General features: G+C 53.5%; 34 protein-coding genes. 12 read left to right on the forward strand and 22 right to left on the reverse strand.

Annotated features, from left to right (window positions below; genetic code table 11):
- Positions 1 to 181: 181 nt before the first annotated feature.
- Together TH3_RS20400 and TH3_RS20405 are read right to left on the reverse strand one after the other, a co-directional pair.
- Positions 182 to 799 (reverse strand): hypothetical protein, encoded by a 618-nt coding sequence (locus TH3_RS20400; RefSeq protein WP_139328078.1) that lies wholly within the window; start codon positions 797 to 799, stop codon positions 182 to 184.
- A gap of 3 nt (positions 800 to 802) precedes the next feature.
- The gene (locus TH3_RS20405) at positions 803 to 1,300 is read right to left on the reverse strand and encodes a bactofilin family protein (RefSeq protein WP_233421814.1); all 498 of its coding nucleotides are present in this window, start codon (positions 1,298 to 1,300) and stop codon (positions 803 to 805) included.
- On the opposite strand from TH3_RS20405, the gene TH3_RS23375 reads away from it, so the two are divergent.
- A complete protein-coding gene (locus TH3_RS23375; RefSeq protein ID WP_223304931.1) occupies positions 1,290 to 1,649 on the forward strand; it encodes a hypothetical protein in 360 nt (119 codons plus the stop codon). The two genes, TH3_RS20405 and TH3_RS23375, sit on opposite strands and share 11 nt — an antisense overlap.
- Here the strand turns inward: TH3_RS23375 and TH3_RS20410 are convergent.
- A complete protein-coding gene (locus tag TH3_RS20410) occupies positions 1,604 to 2,284 on the reverse strand; it encodes an EI24 domain-containing protein (RefSeq protein WP_007088491.1) in 681 nt (226 codons plus the stop codon). The genes TH3_RS23375 and TH3_RS20410 overlap by 46 nt on opposite strands.
- A gap of 484 nt (positions 2,285 to 2,768) precedes the next feature.
- Positions 2,769 to 3,464, reverse strand: a complete 696-nt coding sequence (locus tag TH3_RS20415; protein ID WP_007088490.1) for a LolA family protein — start codon at positions 3,462 to 3,464, stop codon at positions 2,769 to 2,771.
- 233 nt (positions 3,465 to 3,697) lie between these two features.
- Here TH3_RS20415 and gshB point away from each other — a divergent pair, with 233 nt between their 5' ends.
- The 4 genes from gshB to TH3_RS20435 all read left to right on the forward strand — a co-directional run bounded on the left by gshB (position 3,698) and on the right by TH3_RS20435 (position 7,182).
- On the forward strand, positions 3,698 to 4,642 hold the full coding sequence (gene gshB / locus TH3_RS20420; RefSeq protein ID WP_007088489.1) for a glutathione synthase: 945 nt from the start codon (positions 3,698 to 3,700) through the stop codon (positions 4,640 to 4,642).
- Positions 4,643 to 4,881: 239 nt separating this feature from the next.
- A complete protein-coding gene (locus TH3_RS20425) occupies positions 4,882 to 6,339 on the forward strand; it encodes an alkaline phosphatase D family protein (RefSeq protein ID WP_040060263.1) in 1,458 nt (485 codons plus the stop codon).
- Positions 6,340 to 6,447: 108 nt separating this feature from the next.
- Positions 6,448 to 6,795, forward strand: coding sequence for a glutathione S-transferase family protein (locus TH3_RS20430; RefSeq protein ID WP_139328079.1), 348 nt, complete (start codon positions 6,448 to 6,450; stop codon positions 6,793 to 6,795).
- A gap of 117 nt (positions 6,796 to 6,912) precedes the next feature.
- Complete coding sequence (locus tag TH3_RS20435) at positions 6,913 to 7,182, forward strand: hypothetical protein (RefSeq protein ID WP_174441865.1); 270 nt, start codon at positions 6,913 to 6,915, stop codon at positions 7,180 to 7,182.
- Positions 7,183 to 7,197: 15 nt separating this feature from the next.
- On the opposite strand, the gene TH3_RS20440 is transcribed toward TH3_RS20435, so the two are convergent.
- On the reverse strand, positions 7,198 to 7,665 hold the full coding sequence (locus TH3_RS20440) for a MarR family winged helix-turn-helix transcriptional regulator (RefSeq protein ID WP_007088485.1): 468 nt from the start codon (positions 7,663 to 7,665) through the stop codon (positions 7,198 to 7,200).
- A 135-nt stretch (positions 7,666 to 7,800) separates the two neighbouring features.
- On the opposite strand from TH3_RS20440, the gene TH3_RS20445 reads away from it, so the two are divergent.
- The 4 genes from TH3_RS20445 (at position 7,801) to TH3_RS20460 (ending at position 10,836) form a co-directional block, all read left to right on the forward strand.
- Entirely contained in the window at positions 7,801 to 8,274 is a 474-nt protein-coding gene (locus TH3_RS20445; RefSeq protein ID WP_007088484.1) for a VOC family protein, read from the forward strand.
- 57 nt (positions 8,275 to 8,331) lie between these two features.
- Positions 8,332 to 8,769 (forward strand): YybH family protein, encoded by a 438-nt coding sequence (locus TH3_RS20450; protein WP_007088483.1) that lies wholly within the window; start codon positions 8,332 to 8,334, stop codon positions 8,767 to 8,769.
- A 42-nt stretch (positions 8,770 to 8,811) separates the two neighbouring features.
- Positions 8,812 to 9,237, forward strand: coding sequence for a VOC family protein (locus tag TH3_RS20455; RefSeq protein WP_007088482.1), 426 nt, complete (start codon positions 8,812 to 8,814; stop codon positions 9,235 to 9,237).
- An 87-nt stretch (positions 9,238 to 9,324) separates the two neighbouring features.
- The gene (locus tag TH3_RS20460; RefSeq protein WP_007088481.1) at positions 9,325 to 10,836 is read left to right on the forward strand and encodes a YifB family Mg chelatase-like AAA ATPase; all 1,512 of its coding nucleotides are present in this window, start codon (positions 9,325 to 9,327) and stop codon (positions 10,834 to 10,836) included.
- On the opposite strand, the gene TH3_RS20465 is transcribed toward TH3_RS20460, so the two are convergent.
- The 5 genes from TH3_RS20465 to TH3_RS20485 all read right to left on the reverse strand — a co-directional run bounded on the left by TH3_RS20465 (position 10,837) and on the right by TH3_RS20485 (position 13,732).
- The gene (locus TH3_RS20465) at positions 10,837 to 11,448 is read right to left on the reverse strand and encodes a class I SAM-dependent methyltransferase (RefSeq protein WP_007088480.1); all 612 of its coding nucleotides are present in this window, start codon (positions 11,446 to 11,448) and stop codon (positions 10,837 to 10,839) included.
- Positions 11,449 to 11,521: 73 nt separating this feature from the next.
- Positions 11,522 to 11,815 (reverse strand): hypothetical protein, encoded by a 294-nt coding sequence (locus TH3_RS20470; RefSeq protein WP_007088479.1) that lies wholly within the window; start codon positions 11,813 to 11,815, stop codon positions 11,522 to 11,524.
- 71 nt (positions 11,816 to 11,886) lie between these two features.
- On the reverse strand, positions 11,887 to 12,201 hold the full coding sequence (locus TH3_RS20475; RefSeq protein WP_007088478.1) for a hypothetical protein: 315 nt from the start codon (positions 12,199 to 12,201) through the stop codon (positions 11,887 to 11,889).
- Positions 12,202 to 12,290: 89 nt separating this feature from the next.
- On the reverse strand, positions 12,291 to 12,761 hold the full coding sequence (locus TH3_RS20480) for a GNAT family N-acetyltransferase (RefSeq protein WP_007088477.1): 471 nt from the start codon (positions 12,759 to 12,761) through the stop codon (positions 12,291 to 12,293).
- A gap of 227 nt (positions 12,762 to 12,988) precedes the next feature.
- Positions 12,989 to 13,732, reverse strand: coding sequence for an SDR family oxidoreductase (locus TH3_RS20485; protein WP_007088476.1), 744 nt, complete (start codon positions 13,730 to 13,732; stop codon positions 12,989 to 12,991).
- A 123-nt stretch (positions 13,733 to 13,855) separates the two neighbouring features.
- On the opposite strand from TH3_RS20485, the gene TH3_RS20490 reads away from it, so the two are divergent.
- Complete coding sequence (locus TH3_RS20490) at positions 13,856 to 14,770, forward strand: LysR family transcriptional regulator (protein ID WP_007088475.1); 915 nt, start codon at positions 13,856 to 13,858, stop codon at positions 14,768 to 14,770.
- Between the two features lie 81 nt (positions 14,771 to 14,851).
- Here TH3_RS20490 and TH3_RS20495 read toward each other — a convergent pair whose 3' ends face one another.
- The 12 genes from TH3_RS20495 to ade form a co-directional block, all read right to left on the reverse strand.
- Positions 14,852 to 15,817, reverse strand: coding sequence for a 2-hydroxyacid dehydrogenase (locus TH3_RS20495; RefSeq protein WP_139328080.1), 966 nt, complete (start codon positions 15,815 to 15,817; stop codon positions 14,852 to 14,854).
- Between the two features lie 167 nt (positions 15,818 to 15,984).
- Positions 15,985 to 16,404 carry a VOC family protein gene (locus TH3_RS20500; RefSeq protein WP_007088473.1) on the reverse strand — a complete coding sequence of 140 codons (420 nt, stop codon included), beginning with the start codon at positions 16,402 to 16,404 and terminating at the stop codon, positions 15,985 to 15,987.
- Between the two features lie 34 nt (positions 16,405 to 16,438).
- Positions 16,439 to 16,915 (reverse strand): DUF6314 family protein, encoded by a 477-nt coding sequence (locus tag TH3_RS20505; RefSeq protein ID WP_007088472.1) that lies wholly within the window; start codon positions 16,913 to 16,915, stop codon positions 16,439 to 16,441.
- Positions 16,916 to 16,990: 75 nt separating this feature from the next.
- Complete coding sequence (locus tag TH3_RS20510) at positions 16,991 to 17,362, reverse strand: HIT domain-containing protein (RefSeq protein ID WP_007088471.1); 372 nt, start codon at positions 17,360 to 17,362, stop codon at positions 16,991 to 16,993.
- A 32-nt stretch (positions 17,363 to 17,394) separates the two neighbouring features.
- The gene (locus TH3_RS20515) at positions 17,395 to 17,721 is read right to left on the reverse strand and encodes a phosphoribosyl-ATP diphosphatase (protein WP_007088470.1); all 327 of its coding nucleotides are present in this window, start codon (positions 17,719 to 17,721) and stop codon (positions 17,395 to 17,397) included.
- Between the two features lie 2 nt (positions 17,722 to 17,723).
- Positions 17,724 to 18,485 carry an imidazole glycerol phosphate synthase subunit HisF gene (gene hisF, locus TH3_RS20520; RefSeq protein WP_007088469.1) on the reverse strand — a complete coding sequence of 254 codons (762 nt, stop codon included), beginning with the start codon at positions 18,483 to 18,485 and terminating at the stop codon, positions 17,724 to 17,726.
- A 25-nt stretch (positions 18,486 to 18,510) separates the two neighbouring features.
- Positions 18,511 to 19,239, reverse strand: coding sequence for a 1-(5-phosphoribosyl)-5-[(5-phosphoribosylamino)methylideneamino]imidazole-4-carboxamide isomerase (hisA, locus tag TH3_RS20525; RefSeq protein WP_007088468.1), 729 nt, complete (start codon positions 19,237 to 19,239; stop codon positions 18,511 to 18,513).
- A complete protein-coding gene (locus tag TH3_RS20530) occupies positions 19,236 to 19,790 on the reverse strand; it encodes a GNAT family N-acetyltransferase (protein WP_007088467.1) in 555 nt (184 codons plus the stop codon). The genes hisA and TH3_RS20530 overlap by 4 nt, the downstream gene beginning before the upstream one ends.
- Complete coding sequence (hisH, locus tag TH3_RS20535; protein WP_007088466.1) at positions 19,787 to 20,437, reverse strand: imidazole glycerol phosphate synthase subunit HisH; 651 nt, start codon at positions 20,435 to 20,437, stop codon at positions 19,787 to 19,789. The genes TH3_RS20530 and hisH overlap by 4 nt, the downstream gene beginning before the upstream one ends.
- On the reverse strand, positions 20,434 to 20,874 hold the full coding sequence (locus TH3_RS20540) for a DUF2628 domain-containing protein (protein ID WP_007088465.1): 441 nt from the start codon (positions 20,872 to 20,874) through the stop codon (positions 20,434 to 20,436). The genes hisH and TH3_RS20540 overlap by 4 nt, the downstream gene beginning before the upstream one ends.
- Before the next feature lie 71 nt (positions 20,875 to 20,945).
- On the reverse strand, positions 20,946 to 21,545 hold the full coding sequence (gene hisB, locus TH3_RS20545) for an imidazoleglycerol-phosphate dehydratase HisB (protein ID WP_007088464.1): 600 nt from the start codon (positions 21,543 to 21,545) through the stop codon (positions 20,946 to 20,948).
- Between the two features lie 144 nt (positions 21,546 to 21,689).
- Positions 21,690 to 23,420, reverse strand: coding sequence for an adenine deaminase (ade, locus tag TH3_RS20550; RefSeq protein WP_007088463.1), 1,731 nt, complete (start codon positions 23,418 to 23,420; stop codon positions 21,690 to 21,692).
- A 207-nt stretch (positions 23,421 to 23,627) separates the two neighbouring features.
- Here ade and hslV point away from each other — a divergent pair, with 207 nt between their 5' ends.
- Positions 23,628 to 24,188: an ATP-dependent protease subunit HslV gene (gene hslV, locus TH3_RS20555; RefSeq protein WP_007088462.1), complete on the forward strand. Its 561-nt coding sequence runs from the start codon at positions 23,628 to 23,630 to the stop codon at positions 24,186 to 24,188.
- A gap of 58 nt (positions 24,189 to 24,246) precedes the next feature.
- The gene (gene hslU / locus TH3_RS20560; RefSeq protein ID WP_007088461.1) at positions 24,247 to 25,557 is read left to right on the forward strand and encodes an ATP-dependent protease ATPase subunit HslU; all 1,311 of its coding nucleotides are present in this window, start codon (positions 24,247 to 24,249) and stop codon (positions 25,555 to 25,557) included.
- Positions 25,558 to 25,613 lie beyond the last annotated feature (56 nt).

Raw genomic sequence — 25,613 nt, forward strand, 5'->3', positions numbered from 1 at the left:
TGTCTGAAGTTTCGGGACGAAGACCTTAAATCCACCCGATGTGGCGGATTTATGAGAAATTTTCCCAAGGGTGACGGGAAAAGGTAAATATTCGACCAAGGAAATAACGGCATATCGCGAAATTTGAAAAAATCGACTGCGATATGGCAAAATGGTGCAAATACCTGTTCCTTTTGGGCTTTTAACCCTTGTTTTTTAGGGTAGCCCGGGCTTTTACGACCTGATCGAGGCAATCTTGGACCGAGATTTTATCGGCACTTTTGCGTTTACGGGCGAGCATATGGGTCATTTTGCGTTTTTGTCCTTCGACAGCCGGGAAAAAGAACGCGTCAAAGGAGCAGTCATCGGACCGGTATTGCCAAACCCGTGCGGGGCCTTCGCCGCGGGTCATTTCTGGTTCGCCGATTTTTTGTTCCACTGCGTCCTCCGAAAGACCCATCAGGGTTTCAGCCTTGATTGATTTAAAGGGAACAGGCGGAATGGCAACCGTGATACGCGGCGACTTCGATTTGGCCGTGCCAGCCGAGCTTGCCGCGGGTTCTGTTGCCATTGACGTCGCGCTACCAGTGGCAGATATTTCGGGTTTTTTCGGGATGTCCTGGGTCACGCGCGGTGAACTGGCCGATGTAGCCTTGCCATAGTTCTGATTGGTGCTGCCCGGCGGGAGGGCATTGCCGCCACATGCCACAAGCGATGTCGCGATCAGGATCATCGCGCAAAGAAGCCCGGCGGGGTGTGCTTCACCACGCCGGAGCTGTATCGGGGTCGTATGGACTGGTGAGCGGTTTATGCCGGTCACGGATCAAATATCGTCGCTTTTGCGCGGAATGGTGATCGCAGCCGAATGACCTGTACGGCTGGTGCCGTCGTCGCTGCCTTCAACATATTCCAGCGAGCCCTTGATACGGGCACCGTTTTCGATCTGAAGTGCACCATAGGTGATCTTGCCGTTGATGTCGGCTGTGCCGATCACGATGACGCGGCGTGCTGTCAGATCGCCTTCGAAGGTGCCGCTGATTTCGGCTTCGTCGACCTGTGCGGTACCGACAAAGGTTCCACCCTGGGAAACTTCAAGACGGGTGCATTCCTTGATCTGGGCTTCAACATGGCCCTCGACGACAAGTATGTCGCAGGAACCGATTTCGCCAGCCAGACGGATATCGCGGCCAACCGTCAGCTTCTTGCCTTCGGTGTTGTTTGGTGTTGCGCTCGGACGGCCAGCACTGCCGCGGGTCGGAATTTCAAGCGGGCGCTTCGGGATTTCCGGGCGGAAGCTGGTGGAATGCGGTTTGCTGGACATTTGCGGTTCTTCCTTTGTGCGCGGCTGGGTAAATAGCTGCGGCTCACTACGTTTTTCTGTTTTTGTGGCGGTATCGTTGCTGGCACTCGCACTTTCGTCCGAAGTCGACGTGTTCGGCGAGGAAGCTGTGCTGTCGGAAAGACCGCCTGAATTCAATCTGGAAGAAGATGTATCTGACGAAGCCGGGCTGCTGTCGACTGTTTTGTTGGCTTTTTTCTTTCCGAACATGGGGATGACCAAATCCTTGTCTTGCAGTTTTGTTTCAGGTTTCCGCCGTTTTATCCGATGCCCACCGGAATGGCGTCAGGCTGTGGTCCGGTTTTCGAACGCGCCCAGACGGACGGAGTAATGTACCATAAAGGCAGTCGCAATGATCGGAGCCACAAGGTTGACCAGCGGCACGGTCATCAGGAATGTCAGGCCGATCCCGGCAAACCACAGTTTCATCTGGCGGCTCTTGCGAATGGCATTCACCGTGTGCACATCATAACGACGTGCGGCGACCAGTTCAAAATATTCGCGCGAAAGCAGATACCCATTCATCGCATAGAACGCGATGATGTAGACCGGTCCGGCCAAAAGAAGCGGCAGTATCAGGATGTTAAGCGCCAAAGCGGTCAATGCGAATTTAAGGCCGCTGATCAGGGCTTCGGTGATCGGTTGCGGGCGGGTGTCGGGCAGGGTTGGATAATATTTATCTTCAACCGCATCGGCGATTTGATCAAGCAGCAGGCTTGAAATCAGCACGGTCGCTGCCGGGAACATCAACAGCACCAAAAATGCCAGACCAACGCCAAGCAGCCAGTCTGCCGCGGTTTCCATCCAGCCGCCATCGGCAAAAAAGGTTACCGAATTCAGGCCAAAGCCAATCAGCATCCAAAGCCCGACAATTGTTGCCAACGCGCCGGCAACGCCGATCCACACAACTTTGCGAAAACGCGGGTCGGAGAACTGGGAAACGGATTTCAGAAAGTCATTGATCATTGGCGGAATTTTATCCTGCTGGCACTGTCGTAAATACGTTCCAAGGGAATCATGCCAAACATTACTAGGCAATCAAAATTAACAGGCCGTGAAATCGGTAGCGGATTTGACAGATTTTTTGCCCAAAGCGTCGGATATCGTATGTGTTGGGCAGAAAAAAGGCGTCCGGTCAGGGGGGAGAACCGGACGCCAGCGCTCCGATGATCTGGAGCGTGAGGAAAGGTAGGGGAGACCTGTTCCTCACACTTGGCTCCCACATCAAAATTCGGGAACCTTGTGACAGGTTTTCATATAGGGACTATAACCCCCGTCTGCCATAGATCAGGGCCGCTTATCGGCGATAAATTTCGTGGATGCAGGTGAAAAATGTCATACCGATTGATCGTTGCGAAACAACAATGTTTGCAAGATTTTGAATCGGAATGCTAAACCGCTTTGTCAGGCAGATTTGACATTTTCGTGAAGTTGACCGGGAATTTTGAAATCAGCCGCGCTGATTGGGCCAGATGCGGTCAAATTTGAATAATGCCGGATCCAGCTTCATGCCTTCTTCGGTATTGAACAGGGTCACGGTCGTCTCTACCCCGGCGGGGTCGGTGACAATCCATTGACGCAACTGCATCGGGTTTTCCTGAAATACCAGTGTGACACTGCCAGCACCCGGATCGGATTTGCGCACCATTTCAACCCGCATGGTTTCGGCGGTACGTTTGAAATCAACAACCTTGACCTCTCGCGTTAGCGAAACATCTTTTGCCAGAATGATACCGGCCGGGGTTTCGTCGATATTGAAATAGGTGGGCGCGTTGATTTCCTTGTCATAATAAATGAAATCAGACCCGGTGGAGACCAGCAGGATTTGTGCGGGCGGGTTATATTCAAACCGCATCTTGCCTGGGCGTTCCATATAAAGCTTGCCCTCTGCGGCACCGCCATCCGAGGAAATCTGGACAAAATCACCTTTCAGTGTGGTGATGTCCTCAAGATAGTTTTCGATTTTCTCGATGGTTGCTTGATCCATCACGCCTGACTGCGCCAATGCGTTTGCTGGCATCAGGCTGATTGAAACCGGTGCGGCAATCGCAAAGGCCGTGGCAAAGACGGATGCCGCCGTCATGGAGCGGAAGCGCGCGCCCACCTGTTTGATGCGGAATTTGCCGAATTTGCTGAAGAATGCCATGTGACAGCCTGTCTACCCGTTTTAAGAAATTCTGTGATCGCGATTGCGAAACTGGAATGGCGAATGATAAAAATTCAGCCAAATTGTAACCAACCACAATATGTACAACATATCGCATCATTTGGCCGGGAAGGCCAGCCGGGTCAAGTCACGCCCGCAAATGATCACAATTGGCCGGGTTTGGCCGCATTTGCAGCAGTGATCGGCTTTCCGGCAACAGGAGAAAGCGTTTTATGAGTCGTATCGTCGCCATTCAGATGGATCCAATCGCATCGATCGATATCAAGGGGGATTCAACCTTTGTGATGGGGCTCGAAGCCCAGTCACGCGGTTATGATCTTTTGCATTATCATCCCGATGACATGTTTTATGACCGAGGTCGGATCAAGGCCGAAGTCCGCCCGATGACGCTTCGTTACGAGAAGGGCAATCACTATGATCTGGGTGAGGCAAAGATCATAGATCTCGCCAAAGAAACCGATGTGATCCTGATGCGTCAGGACCCGCCGTTTGATATGAATTACATCACGGCGACCCATCTGCTTGAAGCCGTTCATCCGGAAAGCTTCGTGGTCAACCACCCCGGCCATGTCCGCAATGCGCCGGAAAAGATTTTCGTTACAGAGTTTCCCAATCTGATGCCGCCGACCCTGATTACCCGGTCGGCCGCGCGTATTCGCGATTTCCGCGAGGAATTCAAGGACATCATTGTCAAGCCGCTGTTTGGCAATGGCGGGGCTGGTGTTTTCCATCTGAAACCGGGTGACGAAAACCTGAATTCGTTGTTGGAACTATTCGCCGCGCAGTCGCGCGAGCCTTTGATGGTGCAGGCTTACTTGCCCGATGTGCGCAAAGGCGACAAACGCATCATTTTGGTCGATGGCAAACCTGTCGGTGCGATCAACCGTGTCCCGGCCGAGGGCGAGGCACGGTCGAACATGCATGTTGGCGGCGTAGCGGAAAAATCCATGCTCACCCCGCGTGAACTTGAGATTTGCGAACGCATTGGGCCGGAACTGAAAAAGCGCGATCTGATCTTTGTCGGGATTGACGTGATTGGCGATTATATGACGGAAATCAACGTCACCTCGCCGACCGGGCTTCAGGAAGTGAACCGTTTTGACGGATCGAAACTGGAATCCCTGATCTGGGATGCGATTGAAACCCGCTTGTCCTGATCGAATTTGACGACGGGACGATTTTCGGGGCAAGTGGTTTAACCGCTTGCCCCTTTTTCTGGCCCCCTGTCTGGTCGGAATGGATGGCCGCGAAATGGCCGGATTTCATCGGCAATTCTGCACCAATTTGCTGCCCATATCCGTTGATGTGACTGAATTCATGCCCGCAGGCTGGAACCAAACGCCTGTTTCTGCGTATGATTTTGGGATCAATCATCAACAAGGCGGAATCCGATTGCATGGCGGATAAGCAAAACAGCGCAATTTCAACAAACGGTACCTTTGGCCCGTTCCTGTTCGCGCGTGGCAGCGACGATAAAACGGCCCTTCTGGCCGCGCTTGTTGTGACGCCGGAAGGAGCCGATCCGGCTGAGTTTCGAATCATGGGTCAGGATATTGTAACCCCGACAAAGCTTGCGAACCGGTTCGGGTGTCATTACTGGCGTTATGATTTCGAGCTGCCGGTTGCGTCGGATGCGCGTTATAGTTTCGATATCGAAACATATTATGTGAATACCGATTTGACTCATGACCTTCGGATCGGGTTTGTCTCGTGTAACGGACAAGAAGACGGCGATTTGGACCGACCTTTGGCGGATCGTAATGCGCTGTGGATTGATTTGGCCCGCGAACATCAAAAACGGCCTTTTTCCCTGCTTTTGCATGGCGGGGACCAGATTTATGCCGACGGGGTCTGGGAATGCCATCCTGATATTGTCACCTGGAAAAAGACGAGACGTCAGCAGAAGCTGGCAGCGGATTTCACCCCCGAGATGCGCAATAGTGTTCTGAAATTCTATCTGGAACATTATCTTGAAATTTATGGACAGCCGCAGATCAGCCATATACTGGCGCGGGTGCCCTCTTTGATGATGTGGGATGACCACGACATTTTTGACGGTTGGGGCAGTCACAAGAAATGGTTTCATGACAGCATGGTCGCAAAGGGCATGTTTGCCTGTGCGCGTGAAGCATTTTGCCTGATGCAGCTTTGCACCGCGCCCGACGAATTGCCGCAGAAAATACTGGACCGTTCGGGGCAAAGCCTTGGCTGGCGTACGGATTTCCCCGGATTTTCGGTGATTGCGCCCGACTTGCGGTCGGAACGGACCCCGCATGCGATCATGGGCGAACATGGTTGGCGGGACATGATTGCGGCACTCGATACGATTCCGGAACATCATCGTATTTTGTTGATGTCGAGTGTGCCGGTGATTGGCCCGCGCCTATCACTGGTTGAGGCGATCCTGCATCTGATGCCCAGTGCGCAGAAATACGAAGATGACCTGCGCGATCAGTGGCAAAGCCGTTGGCATCGTAAGGAATGGTGCCGTTTTCTGGAAACCATTGAAGATGTCGTCGTCAAGCGCGGTTATGACATGACCCTGCTTTCGGGGGAAATTCATGTGGCGACCCGGGGCACGTTTGAAACCCATGGCAAGTCCATTCACCAACTGGTGGCATCGGGCATTTCGCACACTGCCCCGCCGGTGGCGTTTGCGCGTGCGCTTGGTCTTTTGGCATGGATTGGCGATAATCCCCTGCCCGGTCGCCCGACCAAGCTTAAGCCGCTTCCTGGGCGGATTGGCACCTATTGCGCTGCACGCAATTACCTAACACTGGACCGAAAGGGCGAAAACTGGCGTGCCAACTGGCATCTGGAAAACATTGGTTGGACACCGGATTTAACAATCTAGGGAGGATCCCATAGTTCCTACCATGCAGCTTTACTATTCGCCGACATCGCCCTGAAGGTGCGGATCAATGTCCGCGAATTGGGATTGGAAGGCGATATTTCTGAAATTATGATCAATCCTTGGACGGATGCGGCTTTGCGTGACGGTATGATGTCCTCGACCGGGCGGTTATACGCCGATAGCAAACGCCCGGAAACTGAACGTTCCGATTTCGTAATGGATCGTCAGCGTGCCGCGGTTCATGCAAGCATTGACGCCTTAGAAGCCGGGATCAGCAGCCTCGCAACAGATAGGCCAGATATCGGCACTCTTTCGGTGGCCGCGGCCCTTGAATATGTTGATTTCCGCTGGCCCGATGGGTGTTTTGCTGTTTCAGACGATCTGCGCCATTGGATGGCGGGCATGGCCAATCGCCCAGCCATGCTTGCCACGCGGTATCATTTGCTTCCGGTTTGACAGATCTGATCTGCATGGATGCAATATTGTCCGGGCCGGTTAAACAAGCTATAGCGTGGCGGGGCAGCCAGATGTGTTATGATGTCGGGCAGCAACTTTTCAGATGAAACGGGTTTCATGACCGACATTACCAAATCCATGCGTGAACGGGCCTGGGCCCGGGCCGGAAAAATTCAGGGTGAAGATTCCGCCGAAGTGCGCAAGCACCGTTCCAGCGGCATCACGATGAAAAAAGAAAGTTTTGGCAAGTTCCGCAATTTTGGCTGGACCGTTGTAGATGGCGTTGCTGTTCCATGCCGCAAGGAATTCCTGCCGCCGCGTGACGGCGATGCGACTGATGGCGATGCATCTGAAGATCTGGCCAAATCCGAACCTTCCGAAGACTGATCATCTGATTCTGTCCTAGCCATTCGTCAGGTTGATCAAATCTGTCAAAAGGTGGCGCGAATCGGAATTCGCGACCAGTGCGTTGAGGTCTTTCTGGGTTTTTTGCCAGATCGGAAAGGCTTTAACAAGCAACGCCATTCCCTGATCGGTTAGAGTCAGCAAACGACTGCGTTTATCCTTGGGGTCGATATCGATTGCAACCAGCCCCCGTCGTTCCAGCGGTTTAAGATTGGCGGTCAGTGTTGTGCGATCCATCGCCAGCAAATCAGCAACATCTTGCATGTGCGGCGGGTGTGGCCGGTTAAGCGACATAAGCAAGGAATATTGCCCGCTGGTCAGGTCAAGCGGGCGAAAAGCATCGTCGAACCGGCGCGCAATCGTGCGTGCGGCCCGCCGCACATGCAGACAAAGACAACTGTCACGCACCATCAGCGTCGATGAAAACGGAACTTTATCGTTCTGGTTGAAATCTTTTTTTGACATGAATTAATTATGTTGATATCAACGTATTTGTCAAACGGGAAAATAAGAAAAAACTGATCAATCGTTTGGTTCATAAAGCGCCACCACGCTTCACCTGATTTCGAATTCACTTCTGAACGGCAAGGAGGAAGCCCGATGCAGAAGATCAGCCCCTTTCTATGGTTTGACGGCAACGCCGAAGAAGCCGTCAATTTTTATGCGTCCGTTTTTCCATATGCCACGATCAGCAAAATTCTCCGCAGCAGCAAGGCCGGACCTGGACCGGAAGGCCATGTTTTGACCGTAAGTTTTGAGCTTGAAGGTCAACAATTCACAGCCCTTAACGGCGGACCGCAGTTCAAGTTTACCGAGGCTGTTTCCTTCACCGTGTCCTGCAATGATCAGGCAGAAGTTGATTATTACTGGGACTGCCTTTCTGAAGGCGGGGAACCTAGGCAGTGCGGCTGGGTAAAGGACAGGTTCGGTCTTTTCTGGCAGATCACTCCGGTTCGCCTTATCGAACTGATGAACGATCCGGATCCGGATGTCGCAGCCAGAGTGGCAACAACCATGATGTCTATGGAAAAATTCGACATCGCTAGGATTGAACGTGCGGCCAAAGGCACCTGAAAACTCCACGCAAAATTTTCGCCCACCCCTCGCACCACCAACGCAAGGAAATGCCCCATGACTGATAAACAAAGTGAAGACAAAGCTGCCATCCGCGAGATTTTTACCCGCTGGTCAACGGCCGCACGTAACAAGGATCTCGACGGAATCATGGCGTTATATAGCGATGATATCTGTTCCTACGATGCGGTCGGTCCGCTGCAATTCAATGGCCGGGATGATTATCGTGCCCATTGGGAACGCTGTATGGCGTTTGATGATGAATTCATCATGGAGCCGCAGGAACCCTTTATCCGGGTGTCAGGTCATCTGGCTGTGGCACGGTTCCTGATCCGGTGCGGCATGCGCAAGGAAGACGGGACCGAACAGGCAAGCTGGATGCGGTCAAGCTATCACCTTGAAAAGCAGGGTGGTGAATGGCGCATCGCGCATGAACATTTTTCCGTGCCTTTTGACTTCGAAAACAGTGCCGCCCAGTTCGGGTTGCAGCCGTAAATCCCCAAACCCACCAGATTTTACACATAAAGGAACGCCCCGATGAAACTGATCACCTATCTGAATTTCGACGGCAATTGCCGACAGGCATTTGAATTCTATCAGTCCATCCTGGGCGGCGAGCTGATCATGATGCCGTTCAGCGATACGCCGATGGCCGGTGACGAGCCTGAGCATAATGACAAAATTGCTCATGCCTGCCTGATGGGCGATGGCTGGCATCTGATGGCATCCGACTGCCCGCCGGAATATTTCACCAAAATGCAGGGCATCACAGCATCTCTCCATTTTGAAAAAGCGACTGATGCCAAAAAAATGTTCGATGCTCTTTCCAAAGGCGGTGAGGTGACCATGCCGTTAGAGGAAACCTTCTGGTCGCCGGGTTATGGCATGTTTACCGACAAGTTCGGCACGCCCTGGATGATCAATACCGAGATGTCGCCAGAAGACGGAGCAGGTTGTGCCTGATCACCGGGGATAAACGACTTGTTGCCTTGATCCCCGTTTCCCGCCAAAGTGGTATATATAACTTGGGGTTACGGGGATCAGTACCACATGACAGCACGGGTTATGACCGTCGCCTTTGCCGGGATTGATACAATTCCGGTCGATGTGCAGGTTCAGATGGCAAGCGGATTGCCCGCTTTTAGCGTGGTTGGCTTGCCCGACAAGGCGGTTTCCGAGGCGCGCGAACGTGTGCGATCCGCGCTTTCAGCGATGGGGTTGGCATTGCCACCCAAGCGCATCACAATCAATCTGGCCCCCGCCGATTTACTAAAGGAAGGATCGCATTTTGATCTGCCGATTGCGTTGGGTCTTCTGGCCGAGATGGATGTGATCGGGCACGAAGACATTGCGAATTTTGTCGTGCTGGGTGAATTGGGGCTTGATGGCAGTATCACCGGCGTCGGCGGGATTTTACCGGCGGCCATGCAGGCAAGTGGCTTGGATCGGGGGATTATCTGCCCGGCAGATAACGGTGCGGAAGCGCTTTGGGCAGGGGAACTTGAAATTCTGGCACCATCGCGTTTGACCGGATTGATCAACCATTTCAAAGGAACTCAGATCCTGTCGCGGCCATGTGCTCCGAAGGTTAGTTCATCTCCCTTATCATTGCCAGATCTGCGCGATATCAAGGGGCAGGAAAGTGCCAAACGCGCGCTCGAAATTGCTGCGGCTGGCGGTCATAATTTATTGATGAGCGGCCCGCCCGGTTCGGGAAAATCGATGCTTGCCGCTCGTCTGCCGGGGCTTTTGCCAGAATTGAATGCCAGACAGGCCCTTGAAACTACCGTGATCCATTCGGTTTCCGGGATGCTGCCCGAAGGCGGTCTTATCCGCACACGACCCTTCCGACAGCCCCACCATTCGGCATCCATGCCCGCACTTGTTGGCGGTGGCCATCGTGTTCGCCCTGGCGAGATTTCCTTAGCCCATCATGGCGTTCTGTTTTTGGATGAATTACCGGAATTTCAGCGCAATGTCCTTGATGCGTTGCGTCAGCCACTTGAAACCGGGCAGGTATCGGTTGCGCGTGCCAATGCGCATGTAACCTATCCGGCGCGTGTGCAACTGGTGGCGGCAATGAATCCCTGCAGGTGCGGCTATTTGGGTGATAATGATCTGGCGTGCACGCGGGCACCGCGATGTGGCGAAGATTATCAGGCGCGGCTTTCCGGTCCCCTTCTGGATCGTTTTGATATCCAGATTGATGTTCCCGCAGTCACACCCGAAGAACTTGACCTTCCGGCGTCGGGCGAGACGACGCAGGTGGTGCGCAAACGGATTTTGGTGGCGCGCGAAACCCAGTCATTACGATATAAAAATGATAATATTTTGACCAATGCTGAAGCAGATGGCGAGGTCTTGCAAAAAGCAGCGGTTCTGGATGAGGATGGGCGTGCTTTGTTGCAGGATGCCACGCGTCAGATGAAGCTTTCAGCTCGCGGGTATCATCGTGTTTTGCGCGTTGCCCGCACGATTGCCGATTTGGCGGGGATGGATAACGTCAAGCGTGGGCATATCGCCGAAGCCCTCGGTTACCGGCATATGGCCTATCGGAGATGATCAGGCAACGCGGGAAATCCGGTAAACGGACGATGGTGGCACATTGCGCATGATCGTTCCGATCCGGCTGGCGCGAAGGCCCATCCGATCAAGAATGGTGCTTGGAATCGGGCAGCGCGGGCCATAGGTGAACTGATAGAAGGCACCGGTAGGTCCAAGATAACGGAATGCACCATTCAAAGCACCCATCACTTGGCGGGGTCGCATGGAAAGCAATGGCAGGCCGCTGATGGCAGCACCCAGATCATTGGATGGATAAAGCGGGTTTAAGGTGATCCGGCTGGCATCCATATGCAACACCCTGGCACGTGGATAACGATCTGAGAGTAATCGGGCAAATTCGGCCCCGGCTTCGACCAGGGTCAGATCGCCCTCATCAAGACCGCGCGTGATCAGGGCCCGTGTAAAAACACCGGTACCCGGACCAAGCTCAAGCACGGAGCCGGTTGCGGGGGAAATTTCGGATGTAATCAGTTCTGCCAATGCCGAACTGGAGGGGGAAATGGCCGAAACCCGTTTGGGATTGGCCACCCAGGCCCGAAAAAACGGCAACAGGTCCGACATCGCATTTACTGCCTTTTGATCGAATTTCGATAATGACGTCAATCTCATCATCCTTCATGTCGCCAAAAGTGCAGGTTTGTGTTCATTTTGTGAGAACACGCGAAAAACCGGGATATCGCGATTAATGTGTGTTCCGACGCAGATCATCAATCAACTGTGCCTTGGCCGGATCAGTATGGAAACTTGAAGGGATGATCATCATTCCCTTGGTGCCATCGCGGGCTTCGATCATATAAAGGGTGGCATCATCCCCTGGATCGGTACCTGCATCGACACTGTTGCTGTGCACGATTTTAAGTTCTGCCGGATCATAGACCGGGCCGCCCCCATCACAACGCAATACGCCATCTTCATAAACGAATTGATGCGAAAAGCCGTGGCGGATGGCATTTTCCTGCAGTTCTGCGAGATTCATGACTTGGCTCCTTGCTCGTTTTGATATCCGTGTTTCATAAACGCGCAAAGAGAATGACTGTTCCGTCAGGATTAAGGATTGCCCGATTTGCTTTCGCGTTGCTGACTTCGCAAATGGTCAATCAGTTCGGCCTTTTCATGTTCTGTGTAAAAGCTGCTCGGTACGATCAGGGTGCCACGCGTACCGTCGCGGGCCTCGATCATATAAAGCGTCGCATCATCACCCGGATCGGTGCCGCTATCGACGGATCGACTGTCGATAATAGTCAGATCATTGGCGGAATAGCTTACTTCATTGCCATCGCAGGTAACATGGTTTCCAGCCGCACTGAAATGATGGGTGAAGCCCTTTAGTGTGGCAACTTCCTGCAGTTCGGAGAGATTCATGGTGTAAGCTCCGTTTGCCGGTGTTTCGTGGGTTTTCAATCATAGCACGAAAAGGCTGAGAAATATTGCCATTACTATGGCAGAAAACCTCAGATTTCCTTTTTCATACCTTCGTGGCTGGCAACAAAACCAAGCCGTTCGTAAAAGCGGTGCGCATCCTTTCGGCTTTTATCGGTTGTGAATTGCACAAGCGATGCACCAAGTAATTTCGAAATCGAAATGGATTCGGTAATCAGCTTTTCCCCGACCTTCTGACCGCGACATTTTGACGACACCCGCACCCCTTCGATCTGCGCACGCAGACGGCCTTTGCGCGAAAGCCCGGCAATCAGGGTCAGTTGCAGACAACCGACGATCTCATCCCCGCGACACGCCAGCAGGTATTTGTTGGGAAGAGCTTCGGTGCTTTGGCTTTCCATGGCATCGAACGCGGCATAATAGACATCAGGCAGTGGATCGCGCAGTTCTTCGCGGGTTTTGCCCTTTTCGTCATCGGCCAGAAGCGCAACGATGGCAGGCAAATCTTCATGTGTGGCATAGCGGAAGGTAATATCGGTCATAAAGGCATCCTTGTTCGGGGCGTGGTGCCATCATGGGTTAAAATCAGGAGCTTGCCAATTTGCCCGGTGGAGTTTTTGCGAGTTTCTTGTCGCTGTTTTGGCAATAAGGCCATTCGTGGAATGGCAAAGGTGCCGTCCTCATGTTTTCAGGACGGCACCCTTGCGTAATCACCCTGTCGCGCGGGATCGGAGGAAAAGCGGCAGGGCAATCAATTTAATGATCCGGATCAGGCCAGGCCACCATTGGCGCGCAGCGTCTGTCCATTGACCCAACCGGAATCCGGCCCAGCCAGGAAGGAGACAACACCGGCGATGTCTTCTGGCTGTCCGAGGCGTTCAAGTGGCGGCATTTTGGAAAACTGCGTAATCTGTTCGTCGGTCTTGCCGTTCAGGAACAGCTCGGTAGTGACCGGACCGGGGGCAACGGCATTGACCGTGATATTGCGGCCGCGCAGTTCCTTGGCATAAACACCTGTCATGGCTTCAACCGCCGCCTTGGTTGCATTGTAGACCGCATAACCCGGCAATTTCAGATGAAGGGCCGTGGTTGAAAAGTTGATTACCCGACCATTATTGCGCAGGCGTTTGGCCCCCTCGCGCAGCATGTTGAAGGTACCGCGTACATTGGTATCCATCATCGAGTCATAGACCGCGTCACTCATTTCCGAGATCGGCTGTGTTGTCATGACGCCAGCATTATTGACGATGACATCAACCCCGCCAAAACGGGTTTCGGCGTGATCGAACATCTGTTTGACGGCATCAGCATCGGTGATATCGGCCTTGATTGCCATCGCCTGATGGCCGCTTGTTGTCAGTTCGTTGACAAGGGCGTCTGCGCTGTTGGCACTGTTGGCATAGTTGATAACAACGGCAAAGCCATCCTGCGCCAAGCGTTTGGCAAGGGCCACACCAATGCCACGTGCGGCACCGGTGATAATGGCGGTTCTGGTTTCATTTGCGTTTGTCATGTCGGTTTTTCCTGCCTGGTGATGAACCAATTTCGATGGGCGGAGTATGAACCGGATGACATTTGGGATAATTACCCCATAATCGACAATACTGTTCGATAAATCATAACAATTGGAAATGCGATGGACCGGTTTGAGGAAATGCGCAACTTCGTTCGAATTGTCGAGCGCAGAAGCTTTACCAAAGCAGCGACGGATCTTCAGATACCACGCGCAACGATGACCAACGCCATTCAGCGCCTTGAAGAACGGTTGGGTACTCGGCTTCTGAACCGCACCACCCGACAGGTTCGACCAACTCTGGACGGCGAAGCTTATTACAAGCGCTGTATCCGGATACTGGGCGAGCTGGAGGAAGCCGACGGCCTTTTTCGGCCTTGTGCGCCCAAAGGGCTTTTGCGCGTCAATCTTCAGGGGACACTGGCCCGGATGTTTGTCATTCCGGCCCTGCCGGGCTTTATGGATGAATATCCTGATATCACGCTTGTGGTGGCGGATGGTGATCGGTATGTCGATCTGGTTCAAGAAGGATATGATTGCGTGTTGCGCAGTGGGGAACTGGTCGATTCATCTATGATCAGCAGTCGTTTGGTAACAATGCCCGAGGTGACGGTTGCAAGTCCTGGCTATCTTGAAAAATATGGCATGCCCGAACGGATCGAGGATTTTGAACGCGAGGGACACCGGGTTGTTTCCTTCCTTTCCGGTGCGGATGCCAAGCCGATGCCGCTTGATTTCACGATTGACGGTCTTGTGCGGCAGGTGGAGATTCCTGCCAATATTTCCGTGACCGGGGCGGATTTATATATCGCGGCGGCTATTGCCGGGCTTGGGATCATTCAGGTCCCGTATTACCGCGCGGTGGCCGATCTGAAGGCTGGTCGGCTGGTCGAAATCCTGCCGCAATATCCACCGGAATCGATGCCTGTATCGGTGCTTTATCCGCATAACAGGCAACTTTCACCGCGCGTTCGCGTATTTACCGACTGGCTGGGGCAGCTTTTTGCCAATAGGGTCGAAGGACTGATGGCAAGCTGATTGCGGTTCGAGGTGACTAACGTTGGCAGGCAGAATGGTTGGCTATGCCAGTCCATTCTGCTCATTTACCAACGATGCGGCTTAATATCCTGTTTTACGATCAACAAGGCCGCGCGGGGTTTCGCCGCGTGAGATGCGATCAATATTTTCGGCGATCTGATCGACCGATTCCTCAATCCGGGTCGCGGCCGCGATATGCGGCGTGATGCGGATTTTCAAATGATCCCAGAACGGATGGCTTTCGGGTAGCGGTTCGGTTACCGCCACATCAAGGAACGCCCCGCGCAGATGCCCGGTATCGATCAGGCGCAGAAGATCCGCCTCCACAATCATTGCACCGCGCGCGGCATTGATCACTGCGGCATTTTTTGGCAGTTGGGACAGAGTGTTTCCGTTCAAAACGCCCTCGGTTTCGGCGGTACGCGGCAACATGCAAACCAGGATGTCGGATTGTCCAAGGAACTCGTTGAGGGTTTCTGCCCCGGCATAGGTGGTGATGCCATCAATCGCCTTCATCGTGCGGCTCCAGCCGGATACGGCAAAGCCAAGCTGGGTCAGGGCGGTGGCGACCGCCGCACCAAGTGCACCCAGCCCCATCACCCCGACCCGGCATTTCGAAATACGTGCGACATCGTGCTGGGTCCAATCGGCCTTGGCCTGCTGACGGGCATAAATATCGAAATCGCGCATGAAATGCAGCGCGGCATACAGATGATATTGCACCATCTGATCGGCCATACCGGCATCTTCAAGGCGAATGACTGGCACTTCTGTCGGAAGGCTGGGCGCTGAAAGTACATGATCAACACCCGCGCCAAGTGAGAAGATCGCCTGAAGTCCCGTCAGGCTTTTAAGCAATCCCTGCGGCTGTTTCCACAACAAGGCAAAATCAATCGTTTTGGGATCGTAATTTTCATATTGTGTGACGATATTTGCATCCTGCAGGCGGGCGACCATGGCCTCTTTCCAAAGATCATCCTCGCCCGCCGCCGCAATCAGGATGCTGGGGGTTTTGCGGGTAGCATTGGCGGAACTGGCGGCGGACATGGGCAATTCTCCTGACGGACGGATGATGTGGATCGACGATTTAGGGATGTCGCGGATACCGATCAGAACCGGCATCGCTCATATTACTTGATCATATAACGCATTGCAGGGCAAAGCGTTCCGCGACATCAAAGCCAAAGTCGGATCATCTCTGCCTGAAATGCCAATTAATGCGCAAAAATCATCGCCGGATCGCGGAATGTCTTGAATTCCAGACCATTGCCGGCCGGGTCTTCCACAAAGAAAGTTCCCTGTTCGCCCGGTTCATCTTTAAAGCGGATTTTCGGCTCCAGCAGGAATTTAACCCTCACTTCTTTCAGGCGATCTGCCAGATCATGCCATTTATCCCATTCCAGAACCGCGCCAAAATGCGGGATTGGCACCGCATCACCATCCACATTCCCCGCGCCGGCATTTTGTCCTGCTTCGGGGCGAACATGGGCAGAAAGCTGATGACCAAAGAAATCAAAATCAATCCATGCCTCGGTCGAACGACCTTCGTTACAACCAAGGATATCGATATAAAACGCGCGTGTATCGGCAATCGATTTAATCGGAAATGCCAGATGGAACGGGGGCAGTGACATGTGAACCTCGTAACGTTAAGGAAATTGCTGCGGCCTAGGCCTTTGGTTTTCGAAGATAAATGCTGTGCAACAAATGGTCTTTCTTCGGGCCAGTTATTTTTATTTTAGTTTCGAAATGATTTTCATCATGCCAGATCATGCAATGATGATAAAAATCATCACCACAGGGATGAATGTCGCGTGCACAAAGCACATCGGCTGCATCCTCTCCAAATTGCAGCAGGACATAGCGATTGCCAAAGCTTAAAGGATCGCGAAACAGAAGCTCAATCCCGGGCGGGTCTTCATGCAGAACGAAGTCGTATTCGCGGTAACCGTCAAAGCGTTTGCCATCCCTGCGCTCAAGAACTCCTTCCTCCCGATAGCGTATAATTCCGGTCTTTTCAGGCTCTATCAGACGAAAAGTCACATCGCCTTTGAACTTTCCTGTGGGACCAATATCTCGCACAAGCGTCCAGTCACCCGGAAGGCTTTGGAAAATCTTAGCGGCGGACGAGATATCTCGGATCATGACATTCCGGTAAATCAAAAAGGCAGGGACGCCATAGCCGCCCTGCCCCGAATTCTAGTCTTGCAGGCGTCAACCTTAGTCTTTTGGCAACATCAGACCCAGCTTTTTGCCGCCGATGATATGGACATGAAGATGCGGGACGTCCTGGCGGCCATGGTCGCGGGTATTGGCGATCAGGCGATAACCGTCCTCGACAACGCCTGCTGCGGCAGCGATTTTGCCGATTGCACGGGTATAGGCGATGACTTCTGCGTCCGATGCATTGGCAGCAAAGTCGTCATAGCTGGTATAGGCACCCTTCGGGATCACAAGGATATGGGTTGGGGCCTGCGGGGCGATGTCGTGAAAGGCAAGGACATGATCGTCCTCAAAAACCTTGTTGCACGGGATTTCGCCACGAAGAATTTTGGCAAAGATGTTTTGCGGATCATAGGCAGAGACGGCCATGGGGATGCTCCTGATCTTGACGAGATATGACCCTATTTATCGGTGCGGGATGCCTTTTCGGCAATACCGGAAATACCCTGGCGTTCGGCCAGTATGTTCCATACGTCTTCCGGCTTTACCCCTTGATCGGCCCAAAGCACGGTCAGGTGATAGAGCAGATCGGCACTTTCGGATGCCACTTTTTCCGGGGTTTCGGCAAGGGCCGCGATCACGGTTTCAACGCCTTCTTCGCCGACTTTCTGGGCGATTTTGGCCGTGCCCTTGGCAAAAAGTCTGGCGGTGTAGCTTGTTTCTGGATCGGCACCCTTGCGGGCGGCAATCACAGTGTAAAGCTGATCAAGGATATGTTTATCAGTCATAATCACCCCTCGCGGACCGGGATGCCGGCGGCTTTCATGTGGTCCTTGACCTCGCGGATACGATAGGTCCCGAAATGGAAGATTGATGCAGCCAGAACCGCCGAGGCATGACCTTCGGTCACACCTTCGACCATGTGGTCCAGCGTTCCGACCCCGCCCGATGCAATCACCGGCACATGGACCGCATCGGCGATGGATCGGGTCAGTGGCAGGTTAAAGCCCGACTTGGTGCCGTCGCGATCCATCGAGGTGACCAGGAGTTCGCCTGCACCATATTCGGTCATTTGTTTTGCAAACGAAACAGCGTCAATCCCGGTTGGCTTACGACCGCCATGGGTGAAGATTTCAAACTTTTCCGGGCCGGTTGATTTGGCATCAATCGAGACCACAATGCATTGTGATCCGAACTTGCGTGCTGCTTCGCGCACGAAATCGGGGTTATTGACCGCGGCCGTATTGATCGAAACCTTGTCGGCACCTGCCAAAAGCAGTTTGCGAATATCTTCAAGCGAACGCACGCCGCCACCGACTGTGACGGGCATAAAGCATGCCTCGGCGGTGCGGGCAACAACGTCGAAAATAGTATCGCGATTGTCGCTTGATGCTGTGATATCAAGGAAACAAAGTTCGTCTGCGCCTTCGGCGTCATAGATGCGTGCCTGTTCCACCGGATCGCCGGCATCGATCAGGTCGACGAAATTGACCCCTTTGACGACGCGTCCGTCCTTGACGTCGAGACAGGGTATGACACGGGTTTTCAACATGGTCGGTTATCCTGTTTGGGTCCGTTCAGGACAATGCCTTGATGGCGTCGGCTAGATCGATACGGCCGTCATAAAGTGCGCGTCCGGAAATCGCGCCGTCAATCCCGGCATCGGTATGTTTGGCAACTGCAATCAGATCATCCAGCGATGAAACACCGCCCGATACGATTACCGGGGTCGAAATCGCGCTGGCAAGGGCTACTGTGCTTTCGATATTCGGGCCGCTCATTGCACCATCGCGGTCAATATCGGTAAAGATGATCGCGGTAACCCCGCAATCCTCGAATTTCTGCGCCAGTTCAAGTGCGGTGACTTCGGATGTTTCGGCCCAACCTTCAACCGCGACATAGCCATCGCGGGCGTCAATGCCAACCGCAATACGACCCGGCCATTTTGCACAGGCTTCTTTGACAAAATCCGGATTACGCAGGGCGACAGTGCCAAGGATCACACGGGTGATGCCCTTGTTAAGCCAGTAATCAACCGTTTCCATTGTGCGGATACCGCCGCCAAGCTGGGTTTTGGCCTTGCCTGCGACTGCGGCAATGATGCTGTCAACCGCGGCTCCATTGACCGGTTCACCGGCAAAAGCACCGTTCAGATCGACGATATGGACCCAATGACAGCCGGCAGCGACAAATTCACCAGCCTGTGCACCCGGATCGTTGTTAAATACGGTGGCCTTGTCCATATCACCGCGCAGCAGGCGAACGCATGCACCATCTTTAAGGTCGATTGCCGGATAGAGATTCACTGGTCAGTGTCCTGTATTTTCTTGGTGTAGTAGTAACCTTCGACCATTTTACCGTTGATCATCGCGTAATAGGGATTGATGCCCCAACGGACATAACCCAGCCCGTTATAAAGTGCGATGGCAGCAGTCTGGGTTTCACGAAGATCAAGTTTCAAAACCGAATAACCGCGTTCGCGCGCATAAAATTCGATGCTGCGCACGATGGCCTTGCCATTCCCGCGCCCGCGCGCCCACGGTGCCACGAAATGGCCGGTGATCTGGGCTGAATGGCGCTGTGCTTCAAGGTTGGACGGCGTTTCAAGCAACTGGGCGGCCCCGGAAATCACGCCGTCAACGCGCGATACAAACAGATGACGCCCCGGCATCAGCAAAACGCCGCGCCAGTATTTTTCCATATCCGGACGATCCGGCGGGGTCAGCCAGCCAAAACCTCCGCCTTCGACGATTGCCTGGGTACAGGCATCAACGATGTCGGAAAGGTCGCCCGCGCTCAGTTCCGTAACGCGTTCGGCGGTAACACCGGGTTCGATCGTATTGCTGGGTGCGGTCATGGTTTCCATCCCAGGAAGTTACCAATGATGGTAAGTCCCGTTTTCTGGCTTTTTTCCGGATGGAACTGGGTACCGATCATGTTGTCGCGCCCGATCATCGCCGTAAGCGCGCCACCATAATCGACCGATACCAGCCGTTCATCCGGATTTTGAACATGCATGTGATAACTGTGCACGAAATAGGCATGATCGCCATCCGATACACCCGACAACACGGAATGCGATTTGCCAGACAGATCAAGGACCAGCTCGTTCCAGCCCATATGCGGGATTTTAAGCGACGGGTCTGCGGGTTCAATTGCAACCACTTCGCCCATGATCCAGTCAAGACCCGGGGTGTCGGCAAATTCGCGACCAACCGTCGACATCAACTGCATGCCGACACAAATGCCAAAGAATGGCTTACCACCTTTGATGACCTGCTCGTTCAGAACTTCGACCATGCCGGTAACGGCATCAAGGCCGGCACGGCAATCGGCATAGGCACCAACACCGGGCAGGACGATATGGCTGGCATTGCGGACCTTTTCCGGATCATCGGTGACAATGATATCGGCGGAAATGCCGGTTTCGCGGGCCGCGCGTTCAAACGCCTTGGCAGCAGAACGCAGGTTGCCTGAACCGTAATCGATAATCGCAACACTCATGGGTAGGGGGTGCTCCCGGATAAGGGGGTGGGCGCAGCATTTTGCAGGGTATCGTGAACAGCGCGTCCGCCACGCAGGCGATCAAAGAAACGATGTTCGGCTGCATTTTCGTTGGGGCCTGCGACAATTTCGACAAGCTTCCAGCCACCGGCCGCGAGCTTTTTGCGCCGCAAGTCATTGGCAATCAGGCCAAAACCGATGCCGGTCGCAAGGGCGAGGGCAAAATCCATTTCCGGACCGCCATCGAATAGATAGATCACAAGATTGCAAATCAGCGATACGCCGATCAGACCAAAAAAAGCGGCCCACAAACGATGATAAAGCGCCCAGATGCCGCTAAAAATAAAGGCCCAGAAATTAAAGCCTTCGCGGATCAGGATCGCATTTTCCATCGGATCGGCATCGCCGGGATGGGTATGGACTGTGTAAACCTTCATCGAAAACCGGCTTCCTGTTCCGGGTAATGGATCACCCGGTCAATCGGATCAGATCAGGGGCATCTGGCGGGTTAAAGCGACCCGCCGAGAACACCCTTGGTCGAGGGAATGGCATCGGATTTGCGCGGATCGATTTCGATCGCGGCGCGCAGGGATCGTGCCAGCGCCTTAAAGGCACTTTCGACGATATGATGGTTGTTATCGCCATACAGATTTTCAACATGCAGCGTCAGGCCAGCAGCCTGTGCAAAGCCCTGGAACCATTCGCGGAACAGTTCGGTGTCCATATCCCCGACCTTGTCGCGAGTAAACTCGACATTCCAGATCAGATAAGGACGGTTTGAGCAATCCAGCGCCACACGTGTCAGTGCCTCGTCCATCGGAAGCAAGCAACTGCCGTAACGATTGATGCCCTTTTTATCGCCCAGTGCTTGCGAAAACGCCTGACCGATTGCGATGCCTGTATCTTCGGTGGTGTGATGGAAATCGATATGCAGGTCGCCCTTGGCCCGGACTTTAAGGTCCATCAGGCTGTGGCGTGAAAGCTGTTCGAGCATGTGATCAAGGAAGCCAATCCCAGTCTCGACATCGTATATGCCGGTCCCGTCAAGATTAAGCTCGACCGTGATCTGTGTTTCGTTGGTATTGCGCTCTACGCGGGCCTTGCGCATGCAAAGCTCCTTTCCTGCAGGTATCAATGCATCTGTTGGGTTGTATTTAGCAATAACAGCAGCGAAAAGCCAGTTTAACCGGCTAAGTATTGGCCACAAAACGTAACCGGTATTTGTCATTGTTAAACTGTCCGGTTTGATGGCTTAGACAAAGTCGAACTTGTCGACGTCAAACAGGCCCTTGTCCGTCATTTTCAGGTGCGGGATTACCGGCAAGGCCAGGAAAGCGACCTGCAGGAACGGTTCTGGCAGGATGCAACCAAGATCCTTGGCGGCAGCGCGCAGCGTGATCAAGTCATTCTCGACCACCTCAAACGGTTCCGTACTCATCAGTCCGGCAACGGGCAACGCCAGTTCGGCCGTGATCCTGCCTCCATCTGCAACGGCAAAGCCGCCACCCAGTTCAATCAGGCGATTGACCGCGGCGGCCATGTCGGCGTCATTGGCACCAACCACAGTGATATTGTGGCTGTCATGCCCGACCGAAGATGCAATTGCCCCGCGTTTCAAACCAAAACCACGGACGAAACTGCGCCCAATATTGCCGTTCTTGCCGTGGCGTTCGACAACGGCCACCTTGATCACATCCTTTTCAAGATCGGGTTTAAGGCCGTTATCGCCAATTTCAAGGGTGGCTTCATCCCGGAAGGTCAGGATCAGGCCCGATTTGACGCGTATCACAGGCGTTTGGTTCTGACCCGGTTTGGGTTCGGCCATGAATGCTTCGGCGGTGACCGGTTTGGCCTTCATCGAGGTCAAGCCAATTGGCGCAACGGTTTCGCGGGCATCAAACAGACCGTTGGTGACCAGACGGCCACCGGCAATCACATCGCTGACCGCACAGGTTTCCAAATCATCAAGTATGGCGATATCGGCCCGCCAGCCTGGCCCGATCAGTCCGCGGTCACGCAAGCCGAAAATGCGGGCCGCTGAATACGATGCTGCGCGATAGACATGATGGATCGGGCAATTACGTGCTTTTAAATGACCGATTAATCGGTCAATAAGACTATCAAGGTGACCCTCTTCACCAATATCAAGCGGATTGCGGTCATCTGTGCATAGCGCAACGAAGCTTGACGTATTTTCATCCAGAATTTCGGCAAGTGCCTCAAGATCCTTTGAAACAGACCCTTCGCGGATCAGGATTGCCATGCCCTTGGCAAGCTTTTCGCGCGCTTCGGCGGCTGATGTTGCTTCGTGGTCGGTGCGGATGCCTGCGGCCATATAGCCGTTCAGTGCTGTGCCCAGAACCAGTGGTGCGTGACCGTCAATGTGACCATCCTGAAAGGCTTCAAGCTTGGCCATGATGCCGGTATTAAGGTTCAGCACACCCGGATAATTCATCATTTCGGCCAGTCCGACGACCTTGGGATGGCTTCGGAATTGCAGAAGATCATCGATTTCAAGCTGCGCACCTGATGTTTCAAAACTGGTGGCAGGAACGCAGGATGACAGATTAACGCGGATATCCATCACCGACCGTTCGGCACAATCCAGAAAGTATTTGATCCCGTCAGATCCCAGCACATTGGCGATTTCATGCGGATCACACAGGACCGTCGTCACACCATGCGGCAAAACACAGCGATCAAATTCAAGCGGCGTGACAAGCGAGCTTTCAATATGCAGATGCGTATCGATAAAGCCCGGGACGGCGAATTTACCGGCACAGTCAATTTCGCGGTCGCCCTCGTATTTGGCATGCGTACCAACAATCCGGTCACCCACAATGGCAATATCGGTTTCAGTTACCGTGCCGGTAATGACATCAAGCAATCCGATATTGCGCAGGACCAGATCAGCCTTGATCCTGCCCTGACCGGCCAGAATGCATTTGCCAAGATGGGTTTGCGCAAGGTCAGGATTGCCCATGATTATTTTCCTTCGTTCTTTGAAATTCTTTTGTGGTCTAAGGGTAAAGCATGTGGTGGTGATACGTCCTGAATTTTTTCTGTTCCGTCGCATTGAAACAGTGTTTGTGATCCGGGCATGGTGGTTCGCGGGGCTTGGCCCTTGACCGGGCGGTTGTGCGTGCTAACTCTTGATCGAACGCATTGGATGAAAATCTAGGGATTATTTATGAGCGAAAAATCGCAGCCGAGCTGGCATGGCACGACGATCCTGTCGGTGCGCAAGGGCAATGAAGTGGTGGTTGCCGGTGACGGTCAGGTTTCTTTGGGCCAGACCGTGATCAAGGGCAACGCCCGCAAGGTGCGCCGTATCGGCCAGAAAGGCGAGATCATCGTCGGATTTGCCGGGGCGACGGCGGATGCCTTTACCCTTTTGGAACGTCTTGAAGCCAAGCTGGATCGTCATCCGGGCCAGACCATGCGCGCCTGTGTCGAGCTGGCCAAGGACTGGCGCACGGATCGCTATCTGCGCAAGCTTGAAGCAATGATGGCCGTGGCCGACAAGGATGTTTCGCTGGTCCTGACCGGGATGGGCGATGTTCTTGAACCGGAAGACGGCATTATCGCCATCGGATCTGGCGGTAATTATGCTCTTGCCGCGGCGCGGGCCCTGATTGATCTGGACCTGAGTGCCGAGGAAATTGCCCGCAAAGCCATGGCGATTGCCGGTGATATCTGTGTTTATACCAATGACAGCGTTACGCTGGAAAAGATCGAGGATGCGAAATAAGGGTGCCGTTTCGGGCCTGACATCGCATTTCCGTCGCAAGAACTAACGGATAAATTTAATGACCCAACATTTCAGCCCGCGCGAGATCGTATCCGAGCTCGATCGCCATATCATCGGTCAGAAAGATGCCAAGCGGGCGGTCGCCATTGCCTTGCGCAACCGCTGGCGCCGCCAGCAGCTTGACGACACGATGCGTAATGAAGTGCTACCCAAAAACATTCTGATGATAGGCCCGACCGGTGTTGGCAAAACCGAAATCGCCCGGCGTCTTGCCAAACTGGCAGAGGCCCCGTTCATCAAGATCGAAGCCACCAAATTTACCGAAGTTGGTTATGTCGGTCGTGATGTTGAACAGATCGTTCGTGACCTTCTGGAAGTGTCGCTGGACTTGACGCGTGAAAGCATGCGCAAGAAAGTTCGTGCCAAGGCCGAAATGCAGGCCGAGGAACGCATTCTTGATGGTCTGGTTGGTGAAAATGCCTCGGCTGATACCCGTCAGAAATTCCGCAAGATGCTGCGTGAAGGCGAATTGCAGGACAAGGAAATTGAAATCCCTGTTCAGGAAAACAGTTCGTCTTCGATGCCGACCATCGATATTCCCGGCATGCCAGGCGCACAGATGGGGATGCTGAACCTGTCGGATGTGTTCGGCAAGGCCTTCGGCGGCCAGACCAAACCAAAACGCATGACCGTCGAGGAAGCGTTCGAACGCCTGATAGACGAGGAAGGCGACAAGCTTCTGGATATGGACAAGGTCACCGCAGAGGCCATCGAAAACGTTGAACAGAATGGTATCGTGTTCCTTGACGAGATCGATAAGATTACCGCGCGTTCCGAGCGTGGCGGTGATGTATCGCGCGAAGGTGTGCAGCGCGATTTACTGCCGTTGATCGAAGGGACAAGTGTCTCGACCAAACATGGTACGGTCAAAACCGACCATATCCTGTTTATCTGTTCGGGGGCATTCCATCTTTCAAAGCCATCGGACCTGCTGCCGGAATTGCAGGGCCGTTTGCCAATCCGGGTCGAGTTGAAAGCCCTGACCGAGGAAGATTTCCGCCGTATTCTGCTGGAACCGGAAGCATCGCTGATCAAGCAGTATGTCGCACTGCTGAAAACCGAGGATGTTACGCTGGAATTCGCCGACGATGCGGTTGATGAACTTGCCCGTATTTCGGCCAGCGTCAATGAAACGGTGGAAAATATCGGCGCACGTCGACTGCATACGGTGTTGGAAAAGCTTTTGGATGACATCAGCTTTACCGCAACTGACCGCGGCGGTGAAACGATCAAGATTGATGCGAATTACGTCCGCGAGCAGGTCGATGGCCTTGCCAAGGATGCGGATCTTTCGAAATTCATTCTCTGATCCGCGACAATCATGGAATGCAAAGACCGGCATATCGTTGCCGGTCTTTTTTGTTT

It is taken from the genome of Thalassospira xiamenensis M-5 = DSM 17429 (assembly GCF_000300235.2).
GTDB lineage: Bacteria > Pseudomonadota > Alphaproteobacteria > Rhodospirillales > Thalassospiraceae > Thalassospira > Thalassospira xiamenensis.